Source organism: Pseudomonas entomophila L48 (assembly GCF_000026105.1).
Classification (GTDB): Bacteria; Pseudomonadota; Gammaproteobacteria; order Pseudomonadales; family Pseudomonadaceae; genus Aquipseudomonas; species Aquipseudomonas entomophila.
In genome coordinates this window covers 311,105-331,314 of the sequence record NC_008027.1, presented here as the reverse complement: position 1 = coordinate 331,314, position 20,210 = coordinate 311,105, and the positions used below count along the sequence as shown (strand labels likewise).

The 20,210-nt window shown below is 64.6% G+C and carries 23 protein-coding genes; 14 read left to right on the top strand and 9 right to left on the bottom strand.

The window, feature by feature from the left end:
- Positions 1-60: 60 nt before the first annotated feature.
- Positions 61-708, top strand: coding sequence for a C40 family peptidase (locus PSEEN_RS01460; protein ID WP_011531741.1), 648 nt, complete (start codon positions 61-63; stop codon positions 706-708).
- A gap of 126 nt (positions 709-834) precedes the next feature.
- Here the strand turns inward: PSEEN_RS01460 and PSEEN_RS01455 are convergent, their stop codons facing one another.
- A complete protein-coding gene (locus tag PSEEN_RS01455) occupies positions 835-1,827 on the bottom strand; it encodes a type IV pilus twitching motility protein PilT (RefSeq protein ID WP_011531740.1) in 993 nt (330 codons plus the stop codon).
- 65 nt (positions 1,828-1,892) lie between these two features.
- Here PSEEN_RS01455 and PSEEN_RS01450 point away from each other — a divergent pair, with 65 nt between their 5' ends.
- From PSEEN_RS01450 to PSEEN_RS01410, 9 genes are all read left to right on the top strand, one after another.
- Positions 1,893-2,579, top strand: a complete 687-nt coding sequence (locus tag PSEEN_RS01450; RefSeq protein ID WP_011531739.1) for a YggS family pyridoxal phosphate-dependent enzyme — start codon at positions 1,893-1,895, stop codon at positions 2,577-2,579.
- A gap of 38 nt (positions 2,580-2,617) precedes the next feature.
- Entirely contained in the window at positions 2,618-3,436 is an 819-nt protein-coding gene (gene proC / locus PSEEN_RS01445; protein ID WP_011531738.1) for a pyrroline-5-carboxylate reductase, read from the top strand.
- 10 nt (positions 3,437-3,446) lie between these two features.
- The gene (locus tag PSEEN_RS01440) at positions 3,447-4,037 is read left to right on the top strand and encodes a YggT family protein (RefSeq protein WP_011531737.1); all 591 of its coding nucleotides are present in this window, start codon (positions 3,447-3,449) and stop codon (positions 4,035-4,037) included.
- A gap of 88 nt (positions 4,038-4,125) precedes the next feature.
- Positions 4,126-5,265, top strand: coding sequence for a homoserine O-succinyltransferase MetX (metX, locus tag PSEEN_RS01435; protein ID WP_011531736.1), 1,140 nt, complete (start codon positions 4,126-4,128; stop codon positions 5,263-5,265).
- 7 nt (positions 5,266-5,272) lie between these two features.
- Entirely contained in the window at positions 5,273-5,893 is a 621-nt protein-coding gene (gene metW / locus PSEEN_RS01430; protein ID WP_011531735.1) for a methionine biosynthesis protein MetW, read from the top strand.
- Positions 5,894-5,918: 25 nt separating this feature from the next.
- Positions 5,919-6,353, top strand: coding sequence for a DUF4426 domain-containing protein (locus tag PSEEN_RS01425; RefSeq protein WP_011531734.1), 435 nt, complete (start codon positions 5,919-5,921; stop codon positions 6,351-6,353).
- Positions 6,350-6,946, top strand: a complete 597-nt coding sequence (gene rdgB, locus PSEEN_RS01420; protein WP_044487559.1) for an RdgB/HAM1 family non-canonical purine NTP pyrophosphatase — start codon at positions 6,350-6,352, stop codon at positions 6,944-6,946. The genes PSEEN_RS01425 and rdgB overlap by 4 nt, the downstream gene beginning before the upstream one ends.
- Positions 6,943-8,121 carry a radical SAM family heme chaperone HemW gene (gene hemW, locus PSEEN_RS01415; RefSeq protein ID WP_044487558.1) on the top strand — a complete coding sequence of 393 codons (1,179 nt, stop codon included), beginning with the start codon at positions 6,943-6,945 and terminating at the stop codon, positions 8,119-8,121. Before rdgB ends, hemW begins: the two co-directional genes overlap by 4 nt.
- A gap of 9 nt (positions 8,122-8,130) precedes the next feature.
- Positions 8,131-8,457, top strand: a complete 327-nt coding sequence (locus PSEEN_RS01410) for a DUF3392 family protein (RefSeq protein WP_011531731.1) — start codon at positions 8,131-8,133, stop codon at positions 8,455-8,457.
- Between the two features lie 608 nt (positions 8,458-9,065).
- On the opposite strand, the gene trmB is transcribed toward PSEEN_RS01410, so the two are convergent.
- From trmB to PSEEN_RS01390, 4 genes are all read right to left on the bottom strand, one after another.
- Positions 9,066-9,788 carry a tRNA (guanosine(46)-N7)-methyltransferase TrmB gene (trmB, locus tag PSEEN_RS01405; protein ID WP_011531730.1) on the bottom strand — a complete coding sequence of 241 codons (723 nt, stop codon included), beginning with the start codon at positions 9,786-9,788 and terminating at the stop codon, positions 9,066-9,068.
- 9 nt (positions 9,789-9,797) lie between these two features.
- The gene (locus PSEEN_RS01400) at positions 9,798-10,610 is read right to left on the bottom strand and encodes a thiazole synthase (protein ID WP_011531729.1); all 813 of its coding nucleotides are present in this window, start codon (positions 10,608-10,610) and stop codon (positions 9,798-9,800) included.
- A gap of 53 nt (positions 10,611-10,663) precedes the next feature.
- Entirely contained in the window at positions 10,664-10,864 is a 201-nt protein-coding gene (gene thiS / locus PSEEN_RS01395) for a sulfur carrier protein ThiS (RefSeq protein WP_044488631.1), read from the bottom strand.
- Between the two features lie 102 nt (positions 10,865-10,966).
- The gene (locus PSEEN_RS01390) at positions 10,967-11,338 is read right to left on the bottom strand and encodes a DUF423 domain-containing protein (RefSeq protein WP_011531727.1); all 372 of its coding nucleotides are present in this window, start codon (positions 11,336-11,338) and stop codon (positions 10,967-10,969) included.
- A 64-nt stretch (positions 11,339-11,402) separates the two neighbouring features.
- Here PSEEN_RS01390 and mtgA point away from each other — a divergent pair, with 64 nt between their 5' ends.
- Positions 11,403-12,113 carry a monofunctional biosynthetic peptidoglycan transglycosylase gene (mtgA, locus tag PSEEN_RS01385; RefSeq protein WP_011531726.1) on the top strand — a complete coding sequence of 237 codons (711 nt, stop codon included), beginning with the start codon at positions 11,403-11,405 and terminating at the stop codon, positions 12,111-12,113.
- A 171-nt stretch (positions 12,114-12,284) separates the two neighbouring features.
- On the opposite strand, the gene rpoH is transcribed toward mtgA, so the two are convergent.
- The 4 genes from rpoH to ftsY all read right to left on the bottom strand — a co-directional run bounded on the left by rpoH (position 12,285) and on the right by ftsY (position 16,518).
- Entirely contained in the window at positions 12,285-13,139 is an 855-nt protein-coding gene (gene rpoH / locus PSEEN_RS01380) for an RNA polymerase sigma factor RpoH (protein WP_011531725.1), read from the bottom strand.
- A gap of 111 nt (positions 13,140-13,250) precedes the next feature.
- The gene (gene ftsX / locus PSEEN_RS01375) at positions 13,251-14,279 is read right to left on the bottom strand and encodes a permease-like cell division protein FtsX (protein ID WP_011531724.1); all 1,029 of its coding nucleotides are present in this window, start codon (positions 14,277-14,279) and stop codon (positions 13,251-13,253) included.
- Positions 14,276-14,947 (bottom strand): cell division ATP-binding protein FtsE, encoded by a 672-nt coding sequence (gene ftsE, locus PSEEN_RS01370; RefSeq protein ID WP_011531723.1) that lies wholly within the window; start codon positions 14,945-14,947, stop codon positions 14,276-14,278. Before ftsE ends, ftsX begins: the two co-directional genes overlap by 4 nt.
- Entirely contained in the window at positions 14,944-16,518 is a 1,575-nt protein-coding gene (ftsY, locus tag PSEEN_RS01365; protein ID WP_011531722.1) for a signal recognition particle-docking protein FtsY, read from the bottom strand. The genes ftsE and ftsY overlap by 4 nt, the downstream gene beginning before the upstream one ends.
- 233 nt (positions 16,519-16,751) lie before the next feature.
- Here ftsY and PSEEN_RS01360 point away from each other — a divergent pair, with 233 nt between their 5' ends.
- From PSEEN_RS01360 to rsmD, 3 genes are read left to right on the top strand one after another with little or no spacing between them, the layout of a single operon-like run.
- Positions 16,752-18,107: a M16 family metallopeptidase gene (locus PSEEN_RS01360; protein WP_011531721.1), complete on the top strand. Its 1,356-nt coding sequence runs from the start codon at positions 16,752-16,754 to the stop codon at positions 18,105-18,107.
- The gene (locus tag PSEEN_RS01355) at positions 18,100-19,590 is read left to right on the top strand and encodes a M16 family metallopeptidase (RefSeq protein WP_011531720.1); all 1,491 of its coding nucleotides are present in this window, start codon (positions 18,100-18,102) and stop codon (positions 19,588-19,590) included. Before PSEEN_RS01360 ends, PSEEN_RS01355 begins: the two co-directional genes overlap by 8 nt.
- The gene (rsmD, locus tag PSEEN_RS01350) at positions 19,590-20,204 is read left to right on the top strand and encodes a 16S rRNA (guanine(966)-N(2))-methyltransferase RsmD (RefSeq protein ID WP_011531719.1); all 615 of its coding nucleotides are present in this window, start codon (positions 19,590-19,592) and stop codon (positions 20,202-20,204) included. The genes PSEEN_RS01355 and rsmD overlap by 1 nt, the downstream gene beginning before the upstream one ends.
- Positions 20,205-20,210 lie beyond the last annotated feature (6 nt).

Sequence of the window (20,210 nt, the reverse complement as noted above, 5' to 3'; positions counted from 1 at the left end):
AGAATGAGATCAAAAAGCTGTTATAAAGTTGCGCGCCAACACTTATAAAGAGCTTCATCTATGCCGCCTTTCCTCAAGACATGGCTGACCCTCTGCCTATTATTGCCCCTGGCCGCCCACGCCACCAATCGTGAGCAACGTCTTCCCAGCGGTTTCACCGGTTATACGACCAACGCCGACGCCACGGTGAAACGCACCCCGGTCCAGTACCGCAAAAGCACCCTGAACGTGCAGGCCCGCCCGAGCAATGCCGCCAAGCACCAGGCGCTGCAGGCCGCGGCCATGTCGCCCAAACAGAGCAGTGAAGTGCTCAGCCGCGCCGTGAACGTACTCGGCACCCCCTATCGCTGGGGCGGCAGTACACCGAAGAAGGGCTTCGACTGCAGCGGCCTGGTCAAGTACGCCTTCAACGATGTGGCCGACGTCGACCTGCCGCGCACCTCCAACGCCATGGCCCAGGGCCAGGGCGTGAAAGTGGCACGGGACGACCTCAAGCCGGGCGATCTGATCTTCTTCAACATCCAGAGCCGCCGGGTCAACCATGTCGCCATCTACCTGGGCAACGACCGCTTCATCCACGCGCCACGCACCGGCAAGCGGGTGAGCATCGACAGCCTGGAAAAACCTTACTGGCAGAAGCGTTACGTGGTGGCCAAGCGCGTGCTGCCCAAGGCTCAACAGCAGGCGCTGAGCCTGGCCAAGCGCTGAGTAAAAATTCGGCACGCTCCTTGTAGGAGCGGCTTTAGCCGCGATGCGAACGACGCGGTGCCTGGCACCGGCATTGCCGGTGTTCGCGGCTAAAGCCGCTCCTACAGGAGACATGTGGCGCCTGATCTAGTCGATCAAGCCTTGCTGCCTCAGGCGTCGTGTCGCCTCCTCCATCGTCACCATCCCCTGCGCCGCCCCGACCTGCATCAACGAACAGATCTGCGCCATCCGCCCCTCGCGGATCAGGTTGCGCACCGCCGGCGTCACCACCAGCACCTCCCTTGCGGCGACCCTGCCGCCACCGACCTGCCTGACCAGCCTCTGCGCCACCACCAGCCGCAACGACTCCGCCAACATCGTGCGCACCAGCGGCTTCTCCTCGGCGGCAAACACCTCCACCAGGCGGTCGATACTGTTGACCGCCGAGCGTGTATGCACCGTGGCCAACACCAAGTGCCCGGTTTCCGCAGCTTGCAGCGCCAGACGGATACTCTCCAGGTCACGCAACTCACCGACCATGATTACGTCGGGATCCTGGCGCAACGCACTGCGCAATCCCTGGGAAAAATCGCGACTGTCGCGACCAATTTCCCGTTGGTTGACCAGACTGCGCTGGCCTTGATGAATGAATTCGACAGGGTCCTCCAAGGTGACGATGTGAAGCGCGTACTCCCGATTGAGCTGATCGACCAGCGCAGCCAGGGTGCTGGACTTGCCGCTCCCCGTAGGCCCGCCAATCAGCACCAGGCCATCCCGGTTCGATGCAATAGTTTGAAATACATCATGCAGGTCGAGCTCATCGAGGCTTGGCACCCGCGCCGGAATCAGCCGTATGCTCGCCCCCGGCCCATTACGTTGGCGAAACAGGTTCACCCGGAAGCGGCCCAAGGCGGGCACCGCCAAGGCAAGATCCAGCTCGTCACCAGACGCCCACTGTCGGCGCTGCCCATCATCGAGCAAGCCAGCCACGCCCTGCTCCAGCGCCGCAGGCATGAGTACCGGCATGTCCATCCGCCGCAGCTCACCGTCCAAACGCAGCAACGGTACCTCGCCCGCGGCCAGGTGCAGGTCGCTTGCGCCCGCAGCCACAGCCTGGGCCAGCAGATCGGTCACATCCATGAGACTCCCCAACGGCGATCAAGCAGGTAGAATGCCGCAGACCCCAAAGCCGCCGGCGACGAACCATGTCCACCCTAGCAGAGAACATTTCGGCCATTTCCGCCCGCATCGACAACGCGGCGAAGGCTGCCGGCCGCGCCCCGGCCAGCATCCAGCTGCTGGCGGTGAGCAAGACCAAGCCGGCCAGCGCCATCCGCGAAGCGCATGCCAGCGGGCTGCGCGACTTCGGCGAAAATTACCTTCAGGAAGCCCTGACGAAACAACAGGAACTCTCCGACCTGCCCTTGATCTGGCACTTCATCGGCCCCATCCAATCAAACAAGACCAAGGCCATCGCCGAGCACTTCGACTGGGTACATTCCGTGGACCGCCTGAAGATCGCCCAACGCCTCTCGGAACAGCGCCCGGCCAACCTGCCGCCGCTGAACATCTGCCTGCAGGTGAACGTCAGTGGCGAAGACAGCAAGTCCGGCTGCGCACCGGCCGAGCTACCGGCCCTGGCCCAAGCAGTGAGCGCCCTGCCCGGCCTGCGCCTGCGTGGCCTGATGGCGATCCCGGAGCCGACCGATAACCGCACCGAACAAGAGGCGGCCTTTGCCACCCTGCGCCAGCTTCAGGAACAACTGGACCTCGGCCTGGACACCCTGTCGATGGGCATGAGCCACGACCTGGAAGCCGCTATCTCCCAAGGAGCGACCTGGGTCCGCATCGGTACCGCCCTGTTCGGTGCCCGCGACTACGGCCAACCCTGAACCCATGCTTAACCCACTCGTTCCTTCAAGGACCTGACATGAGCAAGACTCGTATTGCCTTTATCGGCGCCGGCAACATGGCCGCCAGCCTGATCGGCGGCCTGCGCGCCCAGGGCCTGGATGCCTCGCAGATCCGCGCCAGCGACCCGGGTGCCGAGACCCGCGCGCGGATCCAGGCCGAACACGGTATCGAAGCGTTCGAAAGCAACGCCCAGGCCATCGACGGCGCCGACGTGATCGTGATCGCTGTCAAGCCGCAGGTCATGAAAGCCGTCTGCGAGGCGCTCAAGCCGAACCTGAAAGCCGGCCAGCTGGTCGTCTCCATCGCCGCCGGCATCACCTGCGCCAGCCTGCAGGCCTGGCTGGGCGCCATCCCGGTGGTGCGTTGCATGCCCAACACCCCGGCATTGCTGCGCCAGGGCGTCAGCGGCCTGTATGCCACCCAGGAAGTGTCCGCCGAGCAACGCCAGCAGGCCGAACAGCTGCTGTCCGCCGTAGGCACGGCCCTGTGGCTGGACGAAGAACAACAACTGGATGCCGTTACCGCCGTCTCCGGCAGCGGCCCGGCCTACTTCTTCCTGCTGATCGAGGCCATGACCGCCGCTGGCGAGAAACTCGGCCTGCCGCGCGAAACCGCCTCGCAACTCACCCTGCAGACCGCCCTGGGTGCCGCGCGCATGGCCGTAGCCAGCGACGTCGATGCCGCCGAACTGCGCCGCCGCGTCACCTCGCCGGCCGGCACCACCGAGGCGGCGATCAAATCGTTCCAGGCCAGCGGTTTCGAAGCCATCGTCGAGCAGGCATTGCAAGCCGCGGCGACACGCTCCGCCGAACTGGCCGAACAACTGGGCAAATAAGGAGCCATTGATGAATGCACTGTCCGGCGCCGCGATCTTCGTGGTGCAAACCCTGGTCAGCCTGTACCTGGCGATCGTCCTGCTGCGCTTCGTGCTGCAACTGGTCAAGGCCGACTTCTACAATCCGCTCAGCCAGTTCGCCGTGCGCGCCACCCAGCCGCTGCTCAAGCCGCTGCGTCGGGTGATCCCCAGCATCGCCGGCCTGGACACCTCCTCGCTGCTGCTGTCGATCCTCATCCAGGCGCTGTTGATGGCCTTCGTGCTGATGCTCACCTACGGCACCTTCGGTGACGTGCTGCACCTGCTGATGTGGGCGATCCTGGGCGTCACCTCGCTGTTCCTGAAGATCTTCTGGGTGGCGATGATCGTCATGGTGATCGTCTCGTGGGTCGCGCCCAACAGCCACAACCCCGCAGCCGAACTGGCCTACCAGATCAGCGAGCCGGTGCTGGCGCCGTTCCGCCGCCTGGTGCCGAACCTCGGTGGCATGGACATTTCGCCGATCTTCGCCTTCATCGCCATCCAGGTGATCCAGTCGTTCCTCATGCCTCAGCTGGCGGCTTACGCCGGCATGCCGCAAGAGCTGTGGCGGATGATCTGACCCGGCCTGCATCCAGCGGCAAGCCTTTGCTTGCCGCTGGGGGTAGCGCTCTTTAGACTTACGCCTCCGTCAAGCGTGAGCAGGGTCGATGTCCACTGTCCTTCCCGAAGATTCCGTCGGTCTGGTAACACCGCAAATCGCCCGGTTCGATGAACCGCTGGCCCTGGCCTGTGGCCGCTCGCTGGCCGCGTACGAACTCATCTACGAAACCTATGGCGAGCTCAACGCCAGCGCCAGCAACGCCGTGCTGATCTGCCATGCGTTGTCCGGCCATCACCATGCCGCCGGCTACCACGCCGCCACCGACCGCAAGCCGGGCTGGTGGGACAGCTGCATTGGCCCCGGCAAACCCATCGACACCAATCGCTTCTTCGTGGTCAGCCTGAACAACCTGGGCGGCTGCAACGGCAGCACCGGCCCCAGCAGCGTCAACCCGGCTACCGGCAAGCCCTACGGCGCCGATTTCCCGGTACTGACGGTCGAAGATTGGGTGCATAGCCAAGCGCGCCTGGCCGATCGCCTGGGTATCCAGACCTGGGCCGCCATCGTCGGCGGCAGCCTGGGCGGCATGCAGGCCCTGCAGTGGACCATCACCTACCCGGACCGCGTGCGCCACTGCGTGGATATCGCCTCGGCGCCCAAGCTGTCGGCGCAGAATATCGCCTTCAACGAAGTGGCGCGCCAGGCCATCCTCACCGACCCCGAATTCCACGGCGGCTCGTTCCAGGACCAGGGCGTGACCCCCAAGCGCGGCCTGATGCTGGCGCGCATGGTCGGCCACATCACCTACCTGTCCGACGACTCGATGGGCGAGAAATTCGGCCGCGAGCTCAAGAGCGACAAGCTCAACTACGACTTCCACAGCGTCGAGTTCCAGGTCGAGAGCTACCTGCGCTACCAGGGCGAGGAATTTTCGGGCCGTTTCGACGCCAACACCTACCTGCTGATGACCAAAGCGCTGGACTACTACGACCCGGCCGCAGCCCATGGCGGCGACCTGGCGGCGACCCTGGCCCATGTCACGGCGGACTACTGCATCATGTCGTTCACCACCGACTGGCGTTTCTCGCCGGCCCGATCGCGGGAGATCGTCGATGCGCTGATGGCCGCGCGCAAGAACGTCTGCTACCTGGACATCGACTCGCCCTACGGCCACGACGCCTTCCTGATCCCCACGCCTCGCTACATGCAGGGATTCGCGAACTACATGAACCGCATCGTCATCTGAGGACAGCATGAGAGCCGACCTGGAAATCATCCAAGACTGGATCCCCGCCGGCAGCCGGGTCCTCGACCTGGGCTGCGGCAACGGCGAACTGCTGGCCTCCTTGCGCGAGCGCAAGAACGTCACCGGCTATGGCCTGGAGATCGACGCCGACAACATCGCCGCCTGCGTGGCCAAGGGCGTCAACGTCATCGAGCAGGACCTGGACAAGGGCCTGGGCAACTTCGCCAGCAACAGTTTCGACGTGGTGGTCATGACCCAGGCCCTGCAGGCCGTGGAGTACCCCGACCGCATTCTCGACGAGATGCTGCGGGTGGGCCGCCAGTGCATCATCACCTTCCCCAATTTCGGCCACTGGCGTTGCCGCTGGTACCTGGCGACCAAGGGTCGCATGCCAGTCTCGGACTTCATGCCGTATACCTGGTACAACACCCCGAACATTCACTTCTGCACCTTCGAAGACTTCGAGAACCTGTGCCACGAGCGCCACGCCAAGGTGCTCGACCGCCTGGCCGTCGACCGTCTGCACCGTAACGGGTTGGGCGGCCGGCTATGGCCTAATCTTCTAGGTGAGATCGGTATCTATCGGGTCAGCAGCCCGGGCCTGCAGGAGCATCAGCTCGCGGTCTGACCCTCGCGAACGGAGGAATGGGATCATGCGTCGTCTAGCACTGTTTCTGATCAGCCTGTGCCTGGCCTTACCGGTACTGGCTGCCGATGCCGCCAGGCCTGAACGCAAGGAAGTGTTCGGCGACGTGACGGTCCACTACAGCGCCTTCACCTCGAGCATGCTGCAACCCGACATTGCCGCCGCCACGGGCCTGACCCGCAGCAAGAACCAGGGCGTGCTCAACATCGCCGTGATCAAGGCCGGCAAACCCGCGATGGCGGTGGTCAGCGGCACGGTGAAAGACCTCACCGGGCGCAGCAACCCCTTGTCGTTCAAGCAGATCACCGACCAGGGTGCGGTGTACTACATCGCCCAGTTCAAGATCGACCAACCCGAAACAGTCACCTTCGACCTCAATGTCGAAACCGGCGGCGTCAGCCATCCACTCAGCTTCAACCAGGAAGTGTTCCCAGGCGAATGATGAATTTCCAGCAACTCGTATTGGCCAGCCACAACGCCGGCAAGCTCAAGGAACTGCAAGCGATGCTCGGCGAGTCCGTGCACCTGCGTTCGATCGGTGAATTCAGCCAGGTGGAGCCGGAAGAGACCGGCCTGTCGTTCGTCGAGAACGCCATCCTGAAAGCCCGCAACGCCGCCCGTATCTCCGGGCTGCCGGCCCTGGCCGACGACTCGGGCCTGGCGGTGGACTTCCTCGGCGGCGCGCCAGGCATCTACTCGGCGCGCTACGCCGACGGCAAGGGCGATGCGGCGAACAACGCCAAGCTCCTCGAGGCGTTGAAAGATGTGCCCCGTGAGCAACGTGGCGCGCAGTTCGTCTGCGTCCTGGCGCTGGTGCGCCACGCCGACGACCCGCTGCCAATCCTCTGCGAAGGCCTGTGGCACGGCAGCATCCTGTTCGAGGCCAGCGGCGAGCACGGTTTCGGCTACGACCCGCTGTTCTGGGTCCCGGAGCGCAAGTGCTCCAGCGCCGACCTCGCCCCTGTCGACAAGAATCAGCTCAGCCACCGCGCCCGTGCCATGGCCCTGCTGCGCCAACGTCTGGGCCTGGCATGACCGAAAAGCTGTCCTTGCAGCCGGCGGGCCTGATCCTTCCCGAGCTCCCGCCGCTGTCGCTGTATATCCATATCCCCTGGTGCGTGCGCAAGTGCCCATACTGCGACTTCAACTCGCACCAGGCCGGCCCGTCGCTGCCGGAAGACGAATACATCGATGCCCTGCTTGCTGATCTCGACCAGGAAATGCCTGCGGTACAGGGCCGTCCTATCAGCACGATCTTCTTCGGGGGTGGCACGCCCAGCCTGTTCAGCGCAGATGCGCTCGACCGCTTGTTACGTGGCGTCGAGCAACGCATCCCGTTCGCCCCGGATATCGAGATCACCCTCGAAGCCAACCCGGGCACCTTCGAGCAGGAGAAGTTCAAGGCTTACCGCCAGACTGGCATCAACCGCCTGTCCATCGGCGTGCAGAGCTTCCAGCCGGCCAAGCTGGAAAGGCTGGGGCGCATCCATAACGGCGATGAAGCGGTTCGCGCTGCCGGCATGGCCCGCGCGGCAGGCTTCGACAACTTCAACATGGACCTGATGCACGGCTTGCCGGATCAGTCGCTCGACGACGCCCTGGGCGACCTGCGTCAGGCCATCGAACTGGCGCCGACGCACCTGTCCTGGTACCAGCTGACGGTAGAGCCGAACACGGTGTTCTGGAACCAGCCGCCTGAGCTGCCGGAGGACGACATCCTCTGGGATATCCAGGAAGCCGGCCAGGCGCTGATGGCCGAACACGGTTACCGCCAATACGAAGTCTCGGCCTACGCCCAGGCCGACCGTGCCGCACGGCACAACCTGAACTACTGGCGCTTCGGCGACTTCATCGGCATCGGTGCGGGTGCCCATGGCAAGCTGTCGTTCCCCGACGGGCGTATCCTGCGCACCTGGAAGACCCGCCTGCCCAAGGACTACCTGAATCCATCCAAGCCCTACAAGGCAGGCGAGAAGCTGCTGCCGGCCGATGAGCTACCCTTCGAGTTCCTGATGAACGCGCTGCGCCTCACCGATGGCGTGGAGGCCGAGTTGTTCAGCTTGCGCACCGGCCTGCCCCTGGCGCAACTGACCGAAGCACGCCGTGAAGCCGAACAAAAGGGCCTTTTGCGGGTCGAACCGGATCGGTTGGCAGCCACACCCCGTGGCCAGCTGTTCCTCAACGACCTGCTGCAGTACTTCTTGAATTAAGGATGACCCATGGACCTGGTACTTGACCTGCTCTCGACCGTTTCCCGCTGGAGCCGCAGCAACCTGTCGGAGATCTCGCTGGCCCTGGTGGGCTGCCTGCTGGTGCTGTTCGGCACCGATATCAAGGGCTGGGTGGAAGGGCGCCTGGGTGGCCTGGCCGGCGCCTTGCGCGTGCCGTTCATGGCCCTGCTGGTGATGATTGGCAGCGGCGCGGCGCTGATCTATGCAACGCCGTGGATCGTGAAGGGGCTGGGGCAGTTCAACAACTATGCGCTGGCACCGGTGTTGCTGGTGGTGCTGGTGTTGATTGGCGTGGTGGCTGATCGCCGGGGTTGAGCGCTTTCTAAAAGCCGCCCTGGCGGGCCAGGGCGGCTTCTCACCCGACTATCCCCTAGCGGGCATCGTCAAAGTGATCGCGCAGGAAGTCTCTCGCGGTCCTGAATACGACCAGGATACGGATGAGCTTCCAGACACGGCTCAGCGTATTCAGCAAACGCTTCATATGCCTTGGCCTCCGTGTTGGCTGGGCCAATCTTCCAGCGCCTGACCGGCACTTCGGCGCTTTCGGAGATCATGTGGGGTGGTCTCCAGTGAAGTGGCCAGGTAAATGGCCCTTCGAAACTCTGCCGGCGCGGTTCGTAGGCCGCGTCGAAGGGGCCGAGACAACAGAACGAATTCGTTTCCCGGCCCGCCACTGGAAATTCCCCCATGAGAGCGGGGCAATCTTACGACAGCGAAGAGTTCAAGGCTGTTACCAGCTCAGTCACACTTGATGCCTGATATTTCTGTGATTGACGCACTCCACACGTACTCCTAGTATCGCGTTTGTGGGTGGTCTCCAGTGACGCTTGAAAGCGCAGGCTGAGGATTCGTAACCCGAAGCCCGCATAAAAAAACCGCCTTTCACAAGGCGGTTTTTTTATTTGCGGTCAGGCAACCCGGGCTCAGTCCACCTTCTCGAACTTCAAATCCCACACCCCATGCCCAAGGCGCTCGCCGCGGCGCTCGAACTTGGTAATCGGACGCTCTTCCGGGCGCGGCACATATGCGCCATCGGCCGCCTGGTTGCGATAACCCGGTGCCACCTTCATCACTTCCAGCATGTGCTCGGCATAGGGCTCCCAGTCGGTGGCCATATGGAACACGCCACCCACCTTCAGCTTGCGGCGCACCAGTTCGGCGAACTCCGGCTGGACGATGCGGCGCTTGTGGTGACGGGCCTTGTGCCATGGATCCGGGAAGAACAGCATCAGGCGGTCGAGGCTGTTGTCGGCCACGCAGCGGTTGAGCACCTCGATGGCGTCGCAGTCGTACACCCGCAGGTTCTTCAGGCCCTGAGTGAGCACGCCGTTGAGCAGCGCACCGACACCTGGGCGGTGCACTTCGACACCGATGAAGTCCAGCTCCGGCGCGGCGGCGGCCATCTCCAGCAGCGAGTGGCCCATGCCGAAGCCGATCTCCAGGGTACGCGGCGCCGAACGGCCGAACACCTGGTCGTAGTCCACCGGGCTGTCGGCCAGCGGCAGGATGAACAGCGGGCCGCCCTGCTCCAGGCCGCGTTGCTGGCCTTCGGTCATGCGCCCGGCGCGCATCACGAAGCTCTTGATGCGGCGGTGCGGGCGGGCTTCGCCGTCTTCGGTGATCGGCGTTTCTTGCGATTCAGTCATCGGGGGCTCTTACTTGATCAGACCTTCCAGCGGCGAGGACGCGCTGGCATAGAGTTTCTTCGGCATGCGCCCGGCGAGGTACGCCATGCGGCCGGCAAGGATCGCGTGCTTCATGGCTTCGGCCATCAGCACCGGTTGTTGCGCATGGGCGATGGCCGAGTTCATCAGCACGGCCTCGCAGCCCATCTCCATAGCGATGGTGGCATCGGAGGCGGTACCCACGCCGGCATCGACCAGCACCGGTACCTTGGACTCTTCCAGGATGATCTGCAGGTTGTAGGGGTTGCAGATTCCCAGGCCGGTACCGATCAGGCCGGCCAGCGGCATGACGGCGATGCAGCCAGCCTCGGCCAGCTGGCGGGCGATGATCGGGTCATCGCTGGTGTAGACCATCACGTCAAAACCGTCCTTGACCAGCACTTCGGCGGCCTTGAGGGTTTCGATCACGTTGGGGAACAGGGTTTTCTGGTCGGCCAGCACTTCCAGCTTCACCAGCGTACGGTTCTCGTGAGACTTGTAGCCATCGAGCAGTTCACGGGCCAGGCGGCAAGTCCGTACCGCCTCGACTGCGTCGAAGCAGCCGGCGGTGTTCGGCAGGATGGTGTACTTCTCGGGCGACAGCACGTCGAGCAGGTTCGGCTCGCCCGCATTCTGGCCCAGGTTGGTACGGCGTACGGCTACGGTGACGATCTCGGCTCCCGAGGCCTCGGTGGCCAGGCGGGTCTCTTCCATGTCACGGTATTTGCCGGTGCCGACCAGCAGGCGCGACTGGAAAGTGCGCCCGGCCAGGACGAAAGGCTTGTCGCTTCGAACGTTGCTCATCGATGTTCCTCTGGGAAGGTTACGGGGCTTTCGGGTGAATCGCCGGGCGTTGCTCAACCACCGCCAATGGCATGGACCACTTCGACCTGGTCGCCATCTGCGAGCAGCGTGCTTTCGTGCTGGCTGCGCGGCACGATGTCCAGGTTCAGTTCCACCGCCACCCGGCGGCCGGCCAGTTCCAGCCGGCCCAGCAGCGCCGCGACGCTCTCGCCCTCGGGCAGGTCGTAAGGTTCACCGTTCAGTTGAATGCGCATGCGCACGGCCACCATTGTTCTTTGGGGCCCGCATTCTAGCCCCGATCCACCTTGCAACCCAAGGGCGACACACGCCATTAGTCGCGATTGTGGACCGTTCGGTCAGCCCAGGCGCCAGGCGGCCAGGCCCAGGCACAGCCAGCCGGCGAGGAAGCACAGGCCACCCAGCGGGGTGATCATGCCGAGCTTGCCCAGGCCGCTCAGGGTCAGTACGTAGAGGCTACCGGAGAACAGCAGGATGCCCAGCGCGAACAGACCGCCGGCCCAACCGACCAAGCGCCCCGGCAAGTGCACCGACAATACCGCCACGCCCAGGATCGCCAGGGCATGCACCAGCTGGTAGGTGACGCCGGTGTGGAAGATCGCCAGGTAGTCGGCGCTGAGGCGGCTCTTCAGGCCATGGGCAGCGAAGGCGCCGAGGGCGACACCGGTAAAGCCGAAGAAGGCGGCAAGCATCAGGAAGCTGCGAAGCATGGGACGACTCCTCGAAAGGGGCCTGTATAATGGCCCGTTCCAACGGTCCGGCCAAGCCATCACCATGCTGTCATCCCTCCTCCGCCGACTTTCTCGCGCCCTGCTCTGGTTCGCTGCTGGCAGCATTGCCGTCGTCCTGGTGTTGCGCTGGGTGCCGCCGCCCGGCACGGCGCTGATGGTCGAGCGCAAGGTGGAATCATGGTTCAACGGCGAACCTATCGACCTGCAGCGCGACTGGACACCATGGGAGGATATCTCCGATGAGTTGAAGGTGGCGGTGATCGCCGGTGAGGACCAGAAGTTCGCCAGCCACTGGGGCTTCGACATTCCGGCGATCCAGGCGGCCCTGGCCTACAACGAGCGTGGCGGCAAGGTCCGTGGCGCCAGCACGCTGACCCAGCAGGTGGCCAAGAACATGTTCCTGTGGTCCGGTCGCAGTTGGCTACGCAAGGGGCTGGAAGCCTGGTTCACGGCGCTGATCGAGCTGTTCTGGTCGAAAGAGCGAATTCTCGAGGTGTATCTGAACAGCGCCGAATGGGGCAAAGGGGTGTTCGGCGCCCAAGCTGCGGCACGCTATCACTTTGGGGTCGATGCCAGCCGCCTTTCGCGCCAACAGGCCGCGCAGCTCGCGGCGGTGCTGCCAAGCCCGATCAAGTGGAGCGCCAGCCGTCCTAGCGCCTATGTGGCCAGCCGGGCGGGGTGGATTCGTCGACAGATGAGCCAGTTGGGTGGGCCGAGCTACCTGATGCAGCTGGACGCTTCGCGCAAGCTTTGAGTGTTGTGACTGCAATACCGGCCTCTTCGCCGGCAAAGCCGGCTCCTACAGGGTTACGCAATACCTGTAGGAGCCGGCTTTGCCGGCGAAGAGGCCGGTACAGGCAACACAAAATGAAAAGGCCGCTTGCCCAGAAGGCAAACGGCCTTTTCAATCCAGCCAGGGCACCGATCAGATGGTAATCAGTGCCTTGACCTTGTTCATCGCGTTCTTCTCAAGCTGACGAATCCGCTCGGCCGAAACGCTGTACTTCTCCGCCAACTCATGCAGCGTGGCCTTTTCCTCGGCCAACCAGCGCTGGTAAAGGATGTCGCGGCTGCGGTCATCCAGGCCTTGCAGGGCTTCGTGCAGGTTGCTGCTGGAGTTGTCGCTCCAGTCGGCGTCCTCAAGCTGCAGGGCCGGGTCGTAGCGGTGGTCTTCCAGGTAGTGCGCGGGCGACTGGAAAGCGCTGTCGTCATCGGCTTCGGATGCCGGGTCGAAGGCCATGTCCTGGCCGCTCAGGCGGCTTTCCATCTCGCGCACTTCACGGGGCTCGACGCCAAGGCTTTCGGCCACGCGATGCACTTCGTCGTTGTTCAACCAGGCCAGGCGTTTCTTCTGGCTGCGCAGGTTGAAGAACAGCTTGCGCTGGGCCTTGGTGGTGGCCACCTTGACGATGCGCCAGTTGCGCAGGATGAACTCGTGGATCTCGGCCTTGATCCAGTGCACGGCAAAGGATACCAGGCGCACGCCCATTTCCGGGTTGAAGCGCTTTACCGCCTTCATAAGGCCGACGTTGCCTTCCTGGATCAGGTCGGCCTGGGCCAACCCGTAGCCAGCGTAGCTACGTGCGATGTGTACAACGAAACGCAGGTGGGCCATCACCATTTGACGAGCGGCCTCGAGATCCTGCTCATAGTAGAGACGCTCGCCCAGATCACGCTCCTGCTCCGGTGTCAGCAAGGGAATGCTGTTCACCGTGTGCACATAGGCTTCCAGGTTTGCACCAGGAACCAGGGCATAGGCAGGTTGCAACGATGTGGTCATTCAAGTACCTCCGGCTTACAGACTCGTGCCTTGTGGGCACTGCCAGCATAGACAAGGAACCGTTGTACAAGTTCCAGAATGAAAAATTTGTCAATACTGGCCATGAAACATTTATCGCGGTGCCAGCTCGTTCAAGTGACGAGCGACGGCGATCCATGCACCGATATACCCCAACAGCACCGCCCCGATCAAGAGTGAAAGACCATCCGAGGCCGGCACGCCACCCAGGGCGAAATCACTGCCGTACAGGCCGGAGAGCCCGACCACCGCGTCGTTGAGCCAGTTCAGGCCGAACGCCAGGATGCCCCAGGCCAGCACGCCCGCGCCCAGGCCATACAAGGCCCCCATGTACAGGAAAGGCCGGCGCACGTAGCTGTCGGTGCCACCGACGAGCTTGATCACTTCGATCTCCACCCGGCGGTTTTCAATGTGTAGACGAATTGTGTTACCGATTACTAACAGCAAGGCGGAAATCAGCATCACCGCCAGGCCGAACACAAAGCGGTCGCCCAGTTTGAGGATGGCCGCCAGGCGTTCCACCCACACCAGGTCCAACTGCGCCGCTTCCACGCGAGGCAACTCGGACAGGCGCTGGCGCAAGGCTTCCAGGGCGGGCTTGTCGACTTCGGTCGGGGTCACCACCACCACGCCGGGCAGCGGGTTGTCCGGCAGCTCGCGCAGCGCTTCACCCAGCCCCGACTGCTGCTGGAACTCTTCCAGTGCCTGTTCGCGGCTGACGTACTGGGCCTCGGCGACACCCGGCATGCCCTTGATCTCGTCACGCAGCGCCTCACCGTCGCGGCTGCTGGCGTCAAGCTTGAGGTAGAGCGAAATCTGCGCCGCACGCTGCCATGAGCCGCCGAGCTTCTCGACGTTCTTGAGCAGCAGCGAGAGGCCCATGGGCATGCTCAGCGCCACCGCCATCACCAGGCAGGTGAAGAAGCTGCCGATCGGCTGCTTGCCCAGGCGGCGCAGGCTGTCGGCCAGGCTGGCGCGGTGGCTTTCCAGCCAGGCGTGCAGCAGGGTGCGGAAGTCCGGGCCATCGTCGTCGTGGTCGCCGCGCTTCTTCTTCGCCGGTTTCGGGTCGGCGGCCTTGGGCGCGACGCGCTCGGAAACCTTTGGTGTACGTGTGGTGCTCATTGCCCGGCCTCCCCATCGCCGATCAAGCGGCCGCGTTGCAGCGTCAGCATGCGGTGGCGCATGCGCGCGATCAGCGCCAGGTCGTGGCTGGCGATCAAGACCGTGGTGCCCAGACGATTGATATCCTCGAACACGCCCATGATCTCGGCGGCCAGGCGCGGGTCGAGGTTACCGGTGGGCTCATCCGCCAGCAGCAGGGCCGGTTGGTGGACGATGGCGCGGGCAATGCCCACGCGCTGCTGCTGGCCGGTGGACAGGTCGGCCGGGAACAGTTCGCCCTTGTCGCTCAGCGACACGCGCTCCAGCGCCGAATCCACACGCTTGGCGATCTCGGCCTTGGACAGCCCGAGAATCTGCAGCGGCAGGGCGATGTTGTTGAACACTGTGCGGTCGAACAGCAGCTGGTGGTTCTGGAACACCACGCCGATCTGCCGGCGCAGGAACGGGATCTGCGCGTTGCTGATCTGGCCCAGGTCCTGCCCGGCCAGCAGCAGCTTGCCGCTGGTCGGGCGCTCCATTGCCAGCAGCAGGCGCAGCAGGGTGCTCTTGCCGGCGCCGGAGTGGCCGGTGACGAACAGGAACTCGCCACGGCGCGCCCGGAAGCTCAGCTCGTGCAGGCCGACGTGGCCGTTGGGGTAGCGCTTGGCAACCTGTTCGAATCGAATCATGTAGGTTCCCGCTCGGCGAACAGCGCCTTGACGAAAGGTTCGGCCTCGAAGGTGCGCAGGTCGTCGATACCCTCGCCCACACCGATGAAGCGGATCGGAATGTTGAACTGCTTGGCCAGGGCGAAGATGACGCCGCCCTTGGCGGTGCCGTCGAGCTTGGTCAGCGCCAGGCCGGTCAGCTCGACGCTCTGGTTGAAGTACTTGGCCTGGCTGATGGCGTTCTGGCCGGTGCCGGCGTCGAGCACCAGCAGCACCTCGTGGGGCGCCTCGGCGTCGAGCTTGCCGATTACCCGACGGACCTTCTTCAGCTCTTCCATCAGGTTGTCCTTGGTGTGCAGGCGCCCGGCGGTATCAGCGATCAGCACATCGACGCCACGGGCCTTGGCGGCCTGCACGGCGTCGAAGATCACCGAGGCCGAGTCGGCGCCGGTGTGCTGGGCGATGACCGGGATCTGGTTGCGCTCGCCCCACACCTGCAACTGCTCCACCGCCGCGGCGCGGAAGGTGTCGCCAGCGGCGAGCATGACCTTCTTGCCTTCGAGCTGGAGCTTTTTCGCCAGTTTGCCGATGGTGGTGGTCTTGCCGGCACCGTTCACGCCCACGACCAGGATCACGTAGGGCTTGTTCTGCGCTTCGATCTTCAGTGGCTGCTCGACCGGGCGCAGCAGCGCGGCCAGTTCTTCCTGCAGCGACTTGTACAGGGCGTCGGCGTCGGCCAGTTGCTTGCGAGCAACCTTCTGCGTCAGGTTCTGGACGATGGTCGAGGTGGCCTCGACGCCTACGTCGGCGGTCAGCAGGCGGGTTTCGATTTCGTCGAGCAGGTCGTCGTCGATGACCTTCTTGCCCAGGAACAGGCTGGCCATGCCTTCGCCGATACTGGCGCTGGTCTTCGACAGGCCCTGCTTGAGCCGGGCGAAGAAGCCTGGTTTGGCGGGTTCGGCGGCGGCAGGCGCGGGCTCTGCGGCAACCGGCGTGGCAGCGGCAGGCGCGACCGGCTCGGGCTCGACCACAGGTGCGACAACCACGGGGGTGGGTTCGGGAACCACCACCTCAGGGGCCGGGCGCTCTGGAATGACAGGCGGGGCTTTGGGTTCGAGATCAGGCACCAGGGCAACCGGCTCTTCCGCGACCGGCAGCACCAGGTTGCTCACTGGCGCAGGGGACTGGGCCACAGGGGCCGGCTCGAACGGAGCCTGCACCGGTTCGGGCCGGGGTGCTTCGACCACCTGGACAGGTTGTGGTGCCTGAGGAGGAGTAGGCTCAGGCTCGACCGGAACGGCTACCGGCACGGGCTGGGGCACCTCGGCCACCGGAGTGGGCAGCGGAGCCTCAGGCGCTACCGCAGGCTCAGGCTCGGCCGGCACGGTTACCGGCACGGGCTGGGGCACCTCGGCCACCGGAGCGGGCTGCTCGACGACGGGTTGCGGTACCACCGGTGCCTCGACCGGCGGTTGTGGGGCTTGAGGCTGTTCGGCGACAGGTTGCTCCGGCTTCTTGCGGAACCAGCTGAACAGGCCTTTCTTCTCGCCAGCCGCGGCCGGCGCTTTTTTGTCGTCGTTGGAACCAAACATGGAAGACGGCTATCTCAGGGTAGCGATGGGCCAGCAATGGCGCATCGGGAATTCTTACTCACGCAGAACAGACTACTGTGAAGCCAGCGGGTTCATGCGCAACGTTTTGTCGTAAGGGCCTGCGGGCCAGAAGGGCGACAGGCATGGTCGCCAGGCAACCGGATCAGTATCCTAGCACCTCCTGGCCCGCCGACGCTAAACCCAAGCGGGCCGCCGAACAGGTTGAACACCGTATGAATGCTCTAGCCCGCCGCGCCGCAGGCCTGTTGCTCGGCACGCTGTGCCTGCCGCTGGTGGCCTTCGCCGCCGATGTGCAACCCACTCACGAATTCATCCTCGACAACGGCCTGAAGGTCGTCGTGCGCGAGGACCATCGCGCGCCGGTGGTGGTTTCGCAGATCTGGTACAAGGTCGGCTCCAGCTATGAAACGCCAGGCCAGACCGGCCTTTCGCATGCCCTGGAGCACATGATGTTCAAGGGCAGCGCCAAGGTCGGCCCCGGCGAAGCCTCGCGCATCCTGCGTGATATCGGCGCCGAAGAGAACGCCTTCACCAGCGATGACTACACCGCCTACTATCAAGAGCTGGCCCGCGACCGCCTGCCGGTGGCCTTCGAGCTGGAGGCCGACCGCCTGGCCAGCCTGCGTTTGCCGGCCGACGAATTCAGCCGCGAGATCGAGGTAATCAAGGAAGAACGCCGCCTGCGCACCGACGACCAGCCCAACGCCAAGGCCTTCGAGCTGTTCCGCGCCATGGCCTACCCGGCCAGCGGCTACCACACCCCGACCATCGGCTGGATGGCCGACCTCGAACGCATGAAGGTCGAGGAGCTGCGCCACTGGTACGAATCCTGGTACGCGCCGAACAATGCCACCCTGGTGGTGGTCGGCGACGTCACCCCCGACGAAGTGAAGAGCCTCGCGCAGAAATATTTCGGCCCGATCCCCAAGCGCGCCGTGCCACCGAGCAAGCTGCCGCTGGAACTGGCCGAACCAGGCCAGCGTCAGCTGACCCTGCACGTGCGCACGCAACTGCCCAGCCTGATCTACGGGTTCAACGTCCCGAGCCTGGCCACCAGCAAAGAGCCACGTACCGTCAACGCCCTTCGCCTGATCTCCGCCCTGCTCGACGGCGGCTACAGCGCACGCATGCCGGCACGCCTGGAGCGCGGCCAGGAACTGGTGGCCGGCGCCTCGTCCAGCTACAACGCCTTCACCCGCGGCGACAGCCTGTTCCTGGTCTCGGCCACGCCCAACGTGCAGAAGCACAAGACCCTCGCCGACGTCGAGAAAGGCGTCTGGCAACTGCTCGACGAGCTCAAGACCACCCCACCGACCACTGAAGAACTCGAGCGCGTGCGCGCCCAGGTGATCGCCGGCCTGGTCTACGACCGCGACTCGATCAGCAGCCAGGCCACCACTATCGGCATGCTCGAGACCGTCGGCCTGTCGTGGAAGCTGATCGACAGCGAACTGGACGACCTCAAGCGCGTGACGCCGCAGGACATCCAGGACGCCGCCCGCACCTACTTCACCCGCGAACGCCTGAGCGTTGCCCACGTACTGCCTGAGGAGTCCGCTCATGAGTGATCGCAGCGCACCCCGCTACACCCTGTTCGGCCTGGCGATCATCGTGCTGGTGGTGGCCGTCGCCGTGCTGCTGGCGCGCCCGGCCCAATCGGACAACACTGACAAGCCCACCGCCGCCCGCCCGGCCAATGCGTTGCAGTCGCTGGCCGAGCTGGACGGCAAGGCCCCGAGCCGCCGCCAGCTGAACATCCAGAACTGGACCACCGCCGAAGGTGCACGGGTACTGTTCGTCGAGGCCCGCGAGCTGCCGATGTTCGACCTGCGCGTCACCTTCGCCGCCGGCAGCAGCCAGGACGGCGGCACCCCCGGCCTGGCCGCACTGACCAACGCCATGCTCAACGAGGGTGTGGCCGGCAAGGACGTGACCGCCATCGCCGAGGGCTTCGAAGGCCTTGGCGCGGACTTCGGCAACGGCTCCTACCGCGACATGGCCGTGGCCTCGCTGCGCAGCCTGAGCGCCGCGGACAAGCGCGAGCCGGCCCTGAGGCTGTTCACGGAAGTGACCGGCAAACCGACCTTCCCCGAAGATGCCCTCAAGCGCATCAAGAACCAGATACTGGCCGGTTTCGAGTACGAAAAGCAGAACCCCGGCAAGCTTGCGGGCAAGACGCTGTTCGCCAACCTCTACGGCAATCATCCCTATGCCCACCCCAGTGACGGCACCGCCGAGACCATTCCCGGTATCACCCTGGAGCAGTTGCGCACCTTCCACGCAAAAGCCTACAGCGCCGGCAACGCGGTAATCGCCCTGGTCGGCGACCTCGACCGTGGCGAAGCCGAGGCCATCGCCGCCCAGGTGTCCGCCGGCCTGCCCAAGGGGCCGGCACTGGCCAAGCCTGAGCAACCGAACGAACCCAAGCCGGGCGCGACCCACATTGACTTTCCGTCCAAGCAGACCCACTTGATGCTGGCCGAACTCGGCATTGACCGTAACGACCCGGACTGGCCTGCGCTGTCGCTGGGCAACCAGATCCTCGGCGGTGGCGCGTTCGGTACCCGCCTGATGAGCGAAGTCCGCGAAAAGCGCGGCCTCACCTATGGCGTGTACTCGGTGTTCAGCCCGATGCAGGTGCGCGGCCCGTTCATGATCAACCTGCAAACCCGCGCCGAGCTTAGCGAAGGCACCCTCAAGCTGGTCCAGGACATCCTCGCCGACTACTTGAAGAACGGCCCGACCCAGCAAGAGTTGGACGACGCCAAGCGTGAACTGGCCGGCAGCTTCCCGCTGTCCAACGCCAGCAACGCGAGCATCGTCGGCCAACTGGGCGCGATCGGCTTCTACAACCTGCCGCTGAGCTGGCTGGAGGACTTCATGCAGCAGTCCCAGGCGCTGACGGTCGAGCAGGTCAAGGCCGCCATGGCCAAGCACCTGGCCGCCGACCGGCTGGTGATTGTCACCGCTGGCCCGACCGTGCCGCAGAAGCCGCTGCCGGCCCCCACTGACAAACCCGCCGAGCAGCCGCTTGGCGTACCGGAGCATTAATGGCAAGACCCACCTCCCCAGCGCGCCCGGCACCGGGCGCCAGCAAGGGCCCCGGCCAACTGCGCATCATCGCCGGCGAGTGGCGCAGCCGCCGCCTGGCGGTACCGGAAGGCGAAGGCCTGCGCCCCACGCCTGACCGCGTGCGCGAAACCCTGTTCAACTGGCTGGCGCCCTACATCGAAGGCGCCCACGTGCTGGACGCTTTCACCGGCAGCGGCGCCCTGGTGCTCGAGGCGCTGTCCCGTGGCGCCGAGAACGCCGTGGCCCTGGACAGCAACCCGGCCGCCATCGCCAACCTCAAGCACAACCTCGAACTGCTGCGCTGCCCCCGTGGGCAGATCCTGCAGACCGACGCCCTGCGTTACCTGCAAGGCCCGACCAAGCAGCAGTTCGACCTGGTGTTCCTCGACCCGCCCTTCCACCAGGACCTGCTGGCCAACACCTGCAACCTGCTGGAACAAGGCCAGTGGCTGCGCGAACAGGCGTGGGTCTACACCGAGAGCGAGGCGGCTCCATCCACGCTACCGATGCCCGGCAACTGGCGCCTGCACCGCGAGAAGAAGACCGGCCAGGTGTACTATGCGTTGTGGCAGCGCGTGGCAGCCGACCAATAGCGCAGA

Excerpts from the sequence above, each read along its gene's own strand:
- PSEEN_RS01460 (WP_011531741.1), top strand. The coding sequence starts at position 61 with ATGCCGCCTTTCCTCAAGACATGGCTGACCCTCTGCCTATTATTGCCC.
- PSEEN_RS01455 (WP_011531740.1), bottom strand. The coding sequence starts at position 1,827 with ATGGATGTGACCGATCTGCTGGCCCAGGCTGTGGCTGCGGGCGCAAGC.
- PSEEN_RS01450 (WP_011531739.1), top strand. The coding sequence starts at position 1,893 with ATGTCCACCCTAGCAGAGAACATTTCGGCCATTTCCGCCCGCATCGAC.
- proC (WP_011531738.1), top strand. The coding sequence starts at position 2,618 with ATGAGCAAGACTCGTATTGCCTTTATCGGCGCCGGCAACATGGCCGCC.
- PSEEN_RS01440 (WP_011531737.1), top strand. The coding sequence starts at position 3,447 with ATGAATGCACTGTCCGGCGCCGCGATCTTCGTGGTGCAAACCCTGGTC.
- metX (WP_011531736.1), top strand. The coding sequence starts at position 4,126 with ATGTCCACTGTCCTTCCCGAAGATTCCGTCGGTCTGGTAACACCGCAA.
- metW (WP_011531735.1), top strand. The coding sequence starts at position 5,273 with ATGAGAGCCGACCTGGAAATCATCCAAGACTGGATCCCCGCCGGCAGC.
- PSEEN_RS01425 (WP_011531734.1), top strand. The coding sequence starts at position 5,919 with ATGCGTCGTCTAGCACTGTTTCTGATCAGCCTGTGCCTGGCCTTACCG.
- rdgB (WP_044487559.1), top strand. The coding sequence starts at position 6,350 with ATGATGAATTTCCAGCAACTCGTATTGGCCAGCCACAACGCCGGCAAG.
- hemW (WP_044487558.1), top strand. The coding sequence starts at position 6,943 with ATGACCGAAAAGCTGTCCTTGCAGCCGGCGGGCCTGATCCTTCCCGAG.
- PSEEN_RS01410 (WP_011531731.1), top strand. The coding sequence starts at position 8,131 with ATGGACCTGGTACTTGACCTGCTCTCGACCGTTTCCCGCTGGAGCCGC.
- trmB (WP_011531730.1), bottom strand. The coding sequence starts at position 9,788 with ATGACTGAATCGCAAGAAACGCCGATCACCGAAGACGGCGAAGCCCGC.
- PSEEN_RS01400 (WP_011531729.1), bottom strand. The coding sequence starts at position 10,610 with ATGAGCAACGTTCGAAGCGACAAGCCTTTCGTCCTGGCCGGGCGCACT.
- thiS (WP_044488631.1), bottom strand. The coding sequence starts at position 10,864 with ATGCGCATTCAACTGAACGGTGAACCTTACGACCTGCCCGAGGGCGAG.
- PSEEN_RS01390 (WP_011531727.1), bottom strand. The coding sequence starts at position 11,338 with ATGCTTCGCAGCTTCCTGATGCTTGCCGCCTTCTTCGGCTTTACCGGT.
- mtgA (WP_011531726.1), top strand. The coding sequence starts at position 11,403 with ATGCTGTCATCCCTCCTCCGCCGACTTTCTCGCGCCCTGCTCTGGTTC.
- rpoH (WP_011531725.1), bottom strand. The coding sequence starts at position 13,139 with ATGACCACATCGTTGCAACCTGCCTATGCCCTGGTTCCTGGTGCAAAC.
- ftsX (WP_011531724.1), bottom strand. The coding sequence starts at position 14,279 with ATGAGCACCACACGTACACCAAAGGTTTCCGAGCGCGTCGCGCCCAAG.
- ftsE (WP_011531723.1), bottom strand. The coding sequence starts at position 14,947 with ATGATTCGATTCGAACAGGTTGCCAAGCGCTACCCCAACGGCCACGTC.
- ftsY (WP_011531722.1), bottom strand. The coding sequence starts at position 16,518 with ATGTTTGGTTCCAACGACGACAAAAAAGCGCCGGCCGCGGCTGGCGAG.
- PSEEN_RS01360 (WP_011531721.1), top strand. The coding sequence starts at position 16,752 with ATGAATGCTCTAGCCCGCCGCGCCGCAGGCCTGTTGCTCGGCACGCTG.
- PSEEN_RS01355 (WP_011531720.1), top strand. The coding sequence starts at position 18,100 with ATGAGTGATCGCAGCGCACCCCGCTACACCCTGTTCGGCCTGGCGATC.
- rsmD (WP_011531719.1), top strand. The coding sequence starts at position 19,590 with ATGGCAAGACCCACCTCCCCAGCGCGCCCGGCACCGGGCGCCAGCAAG.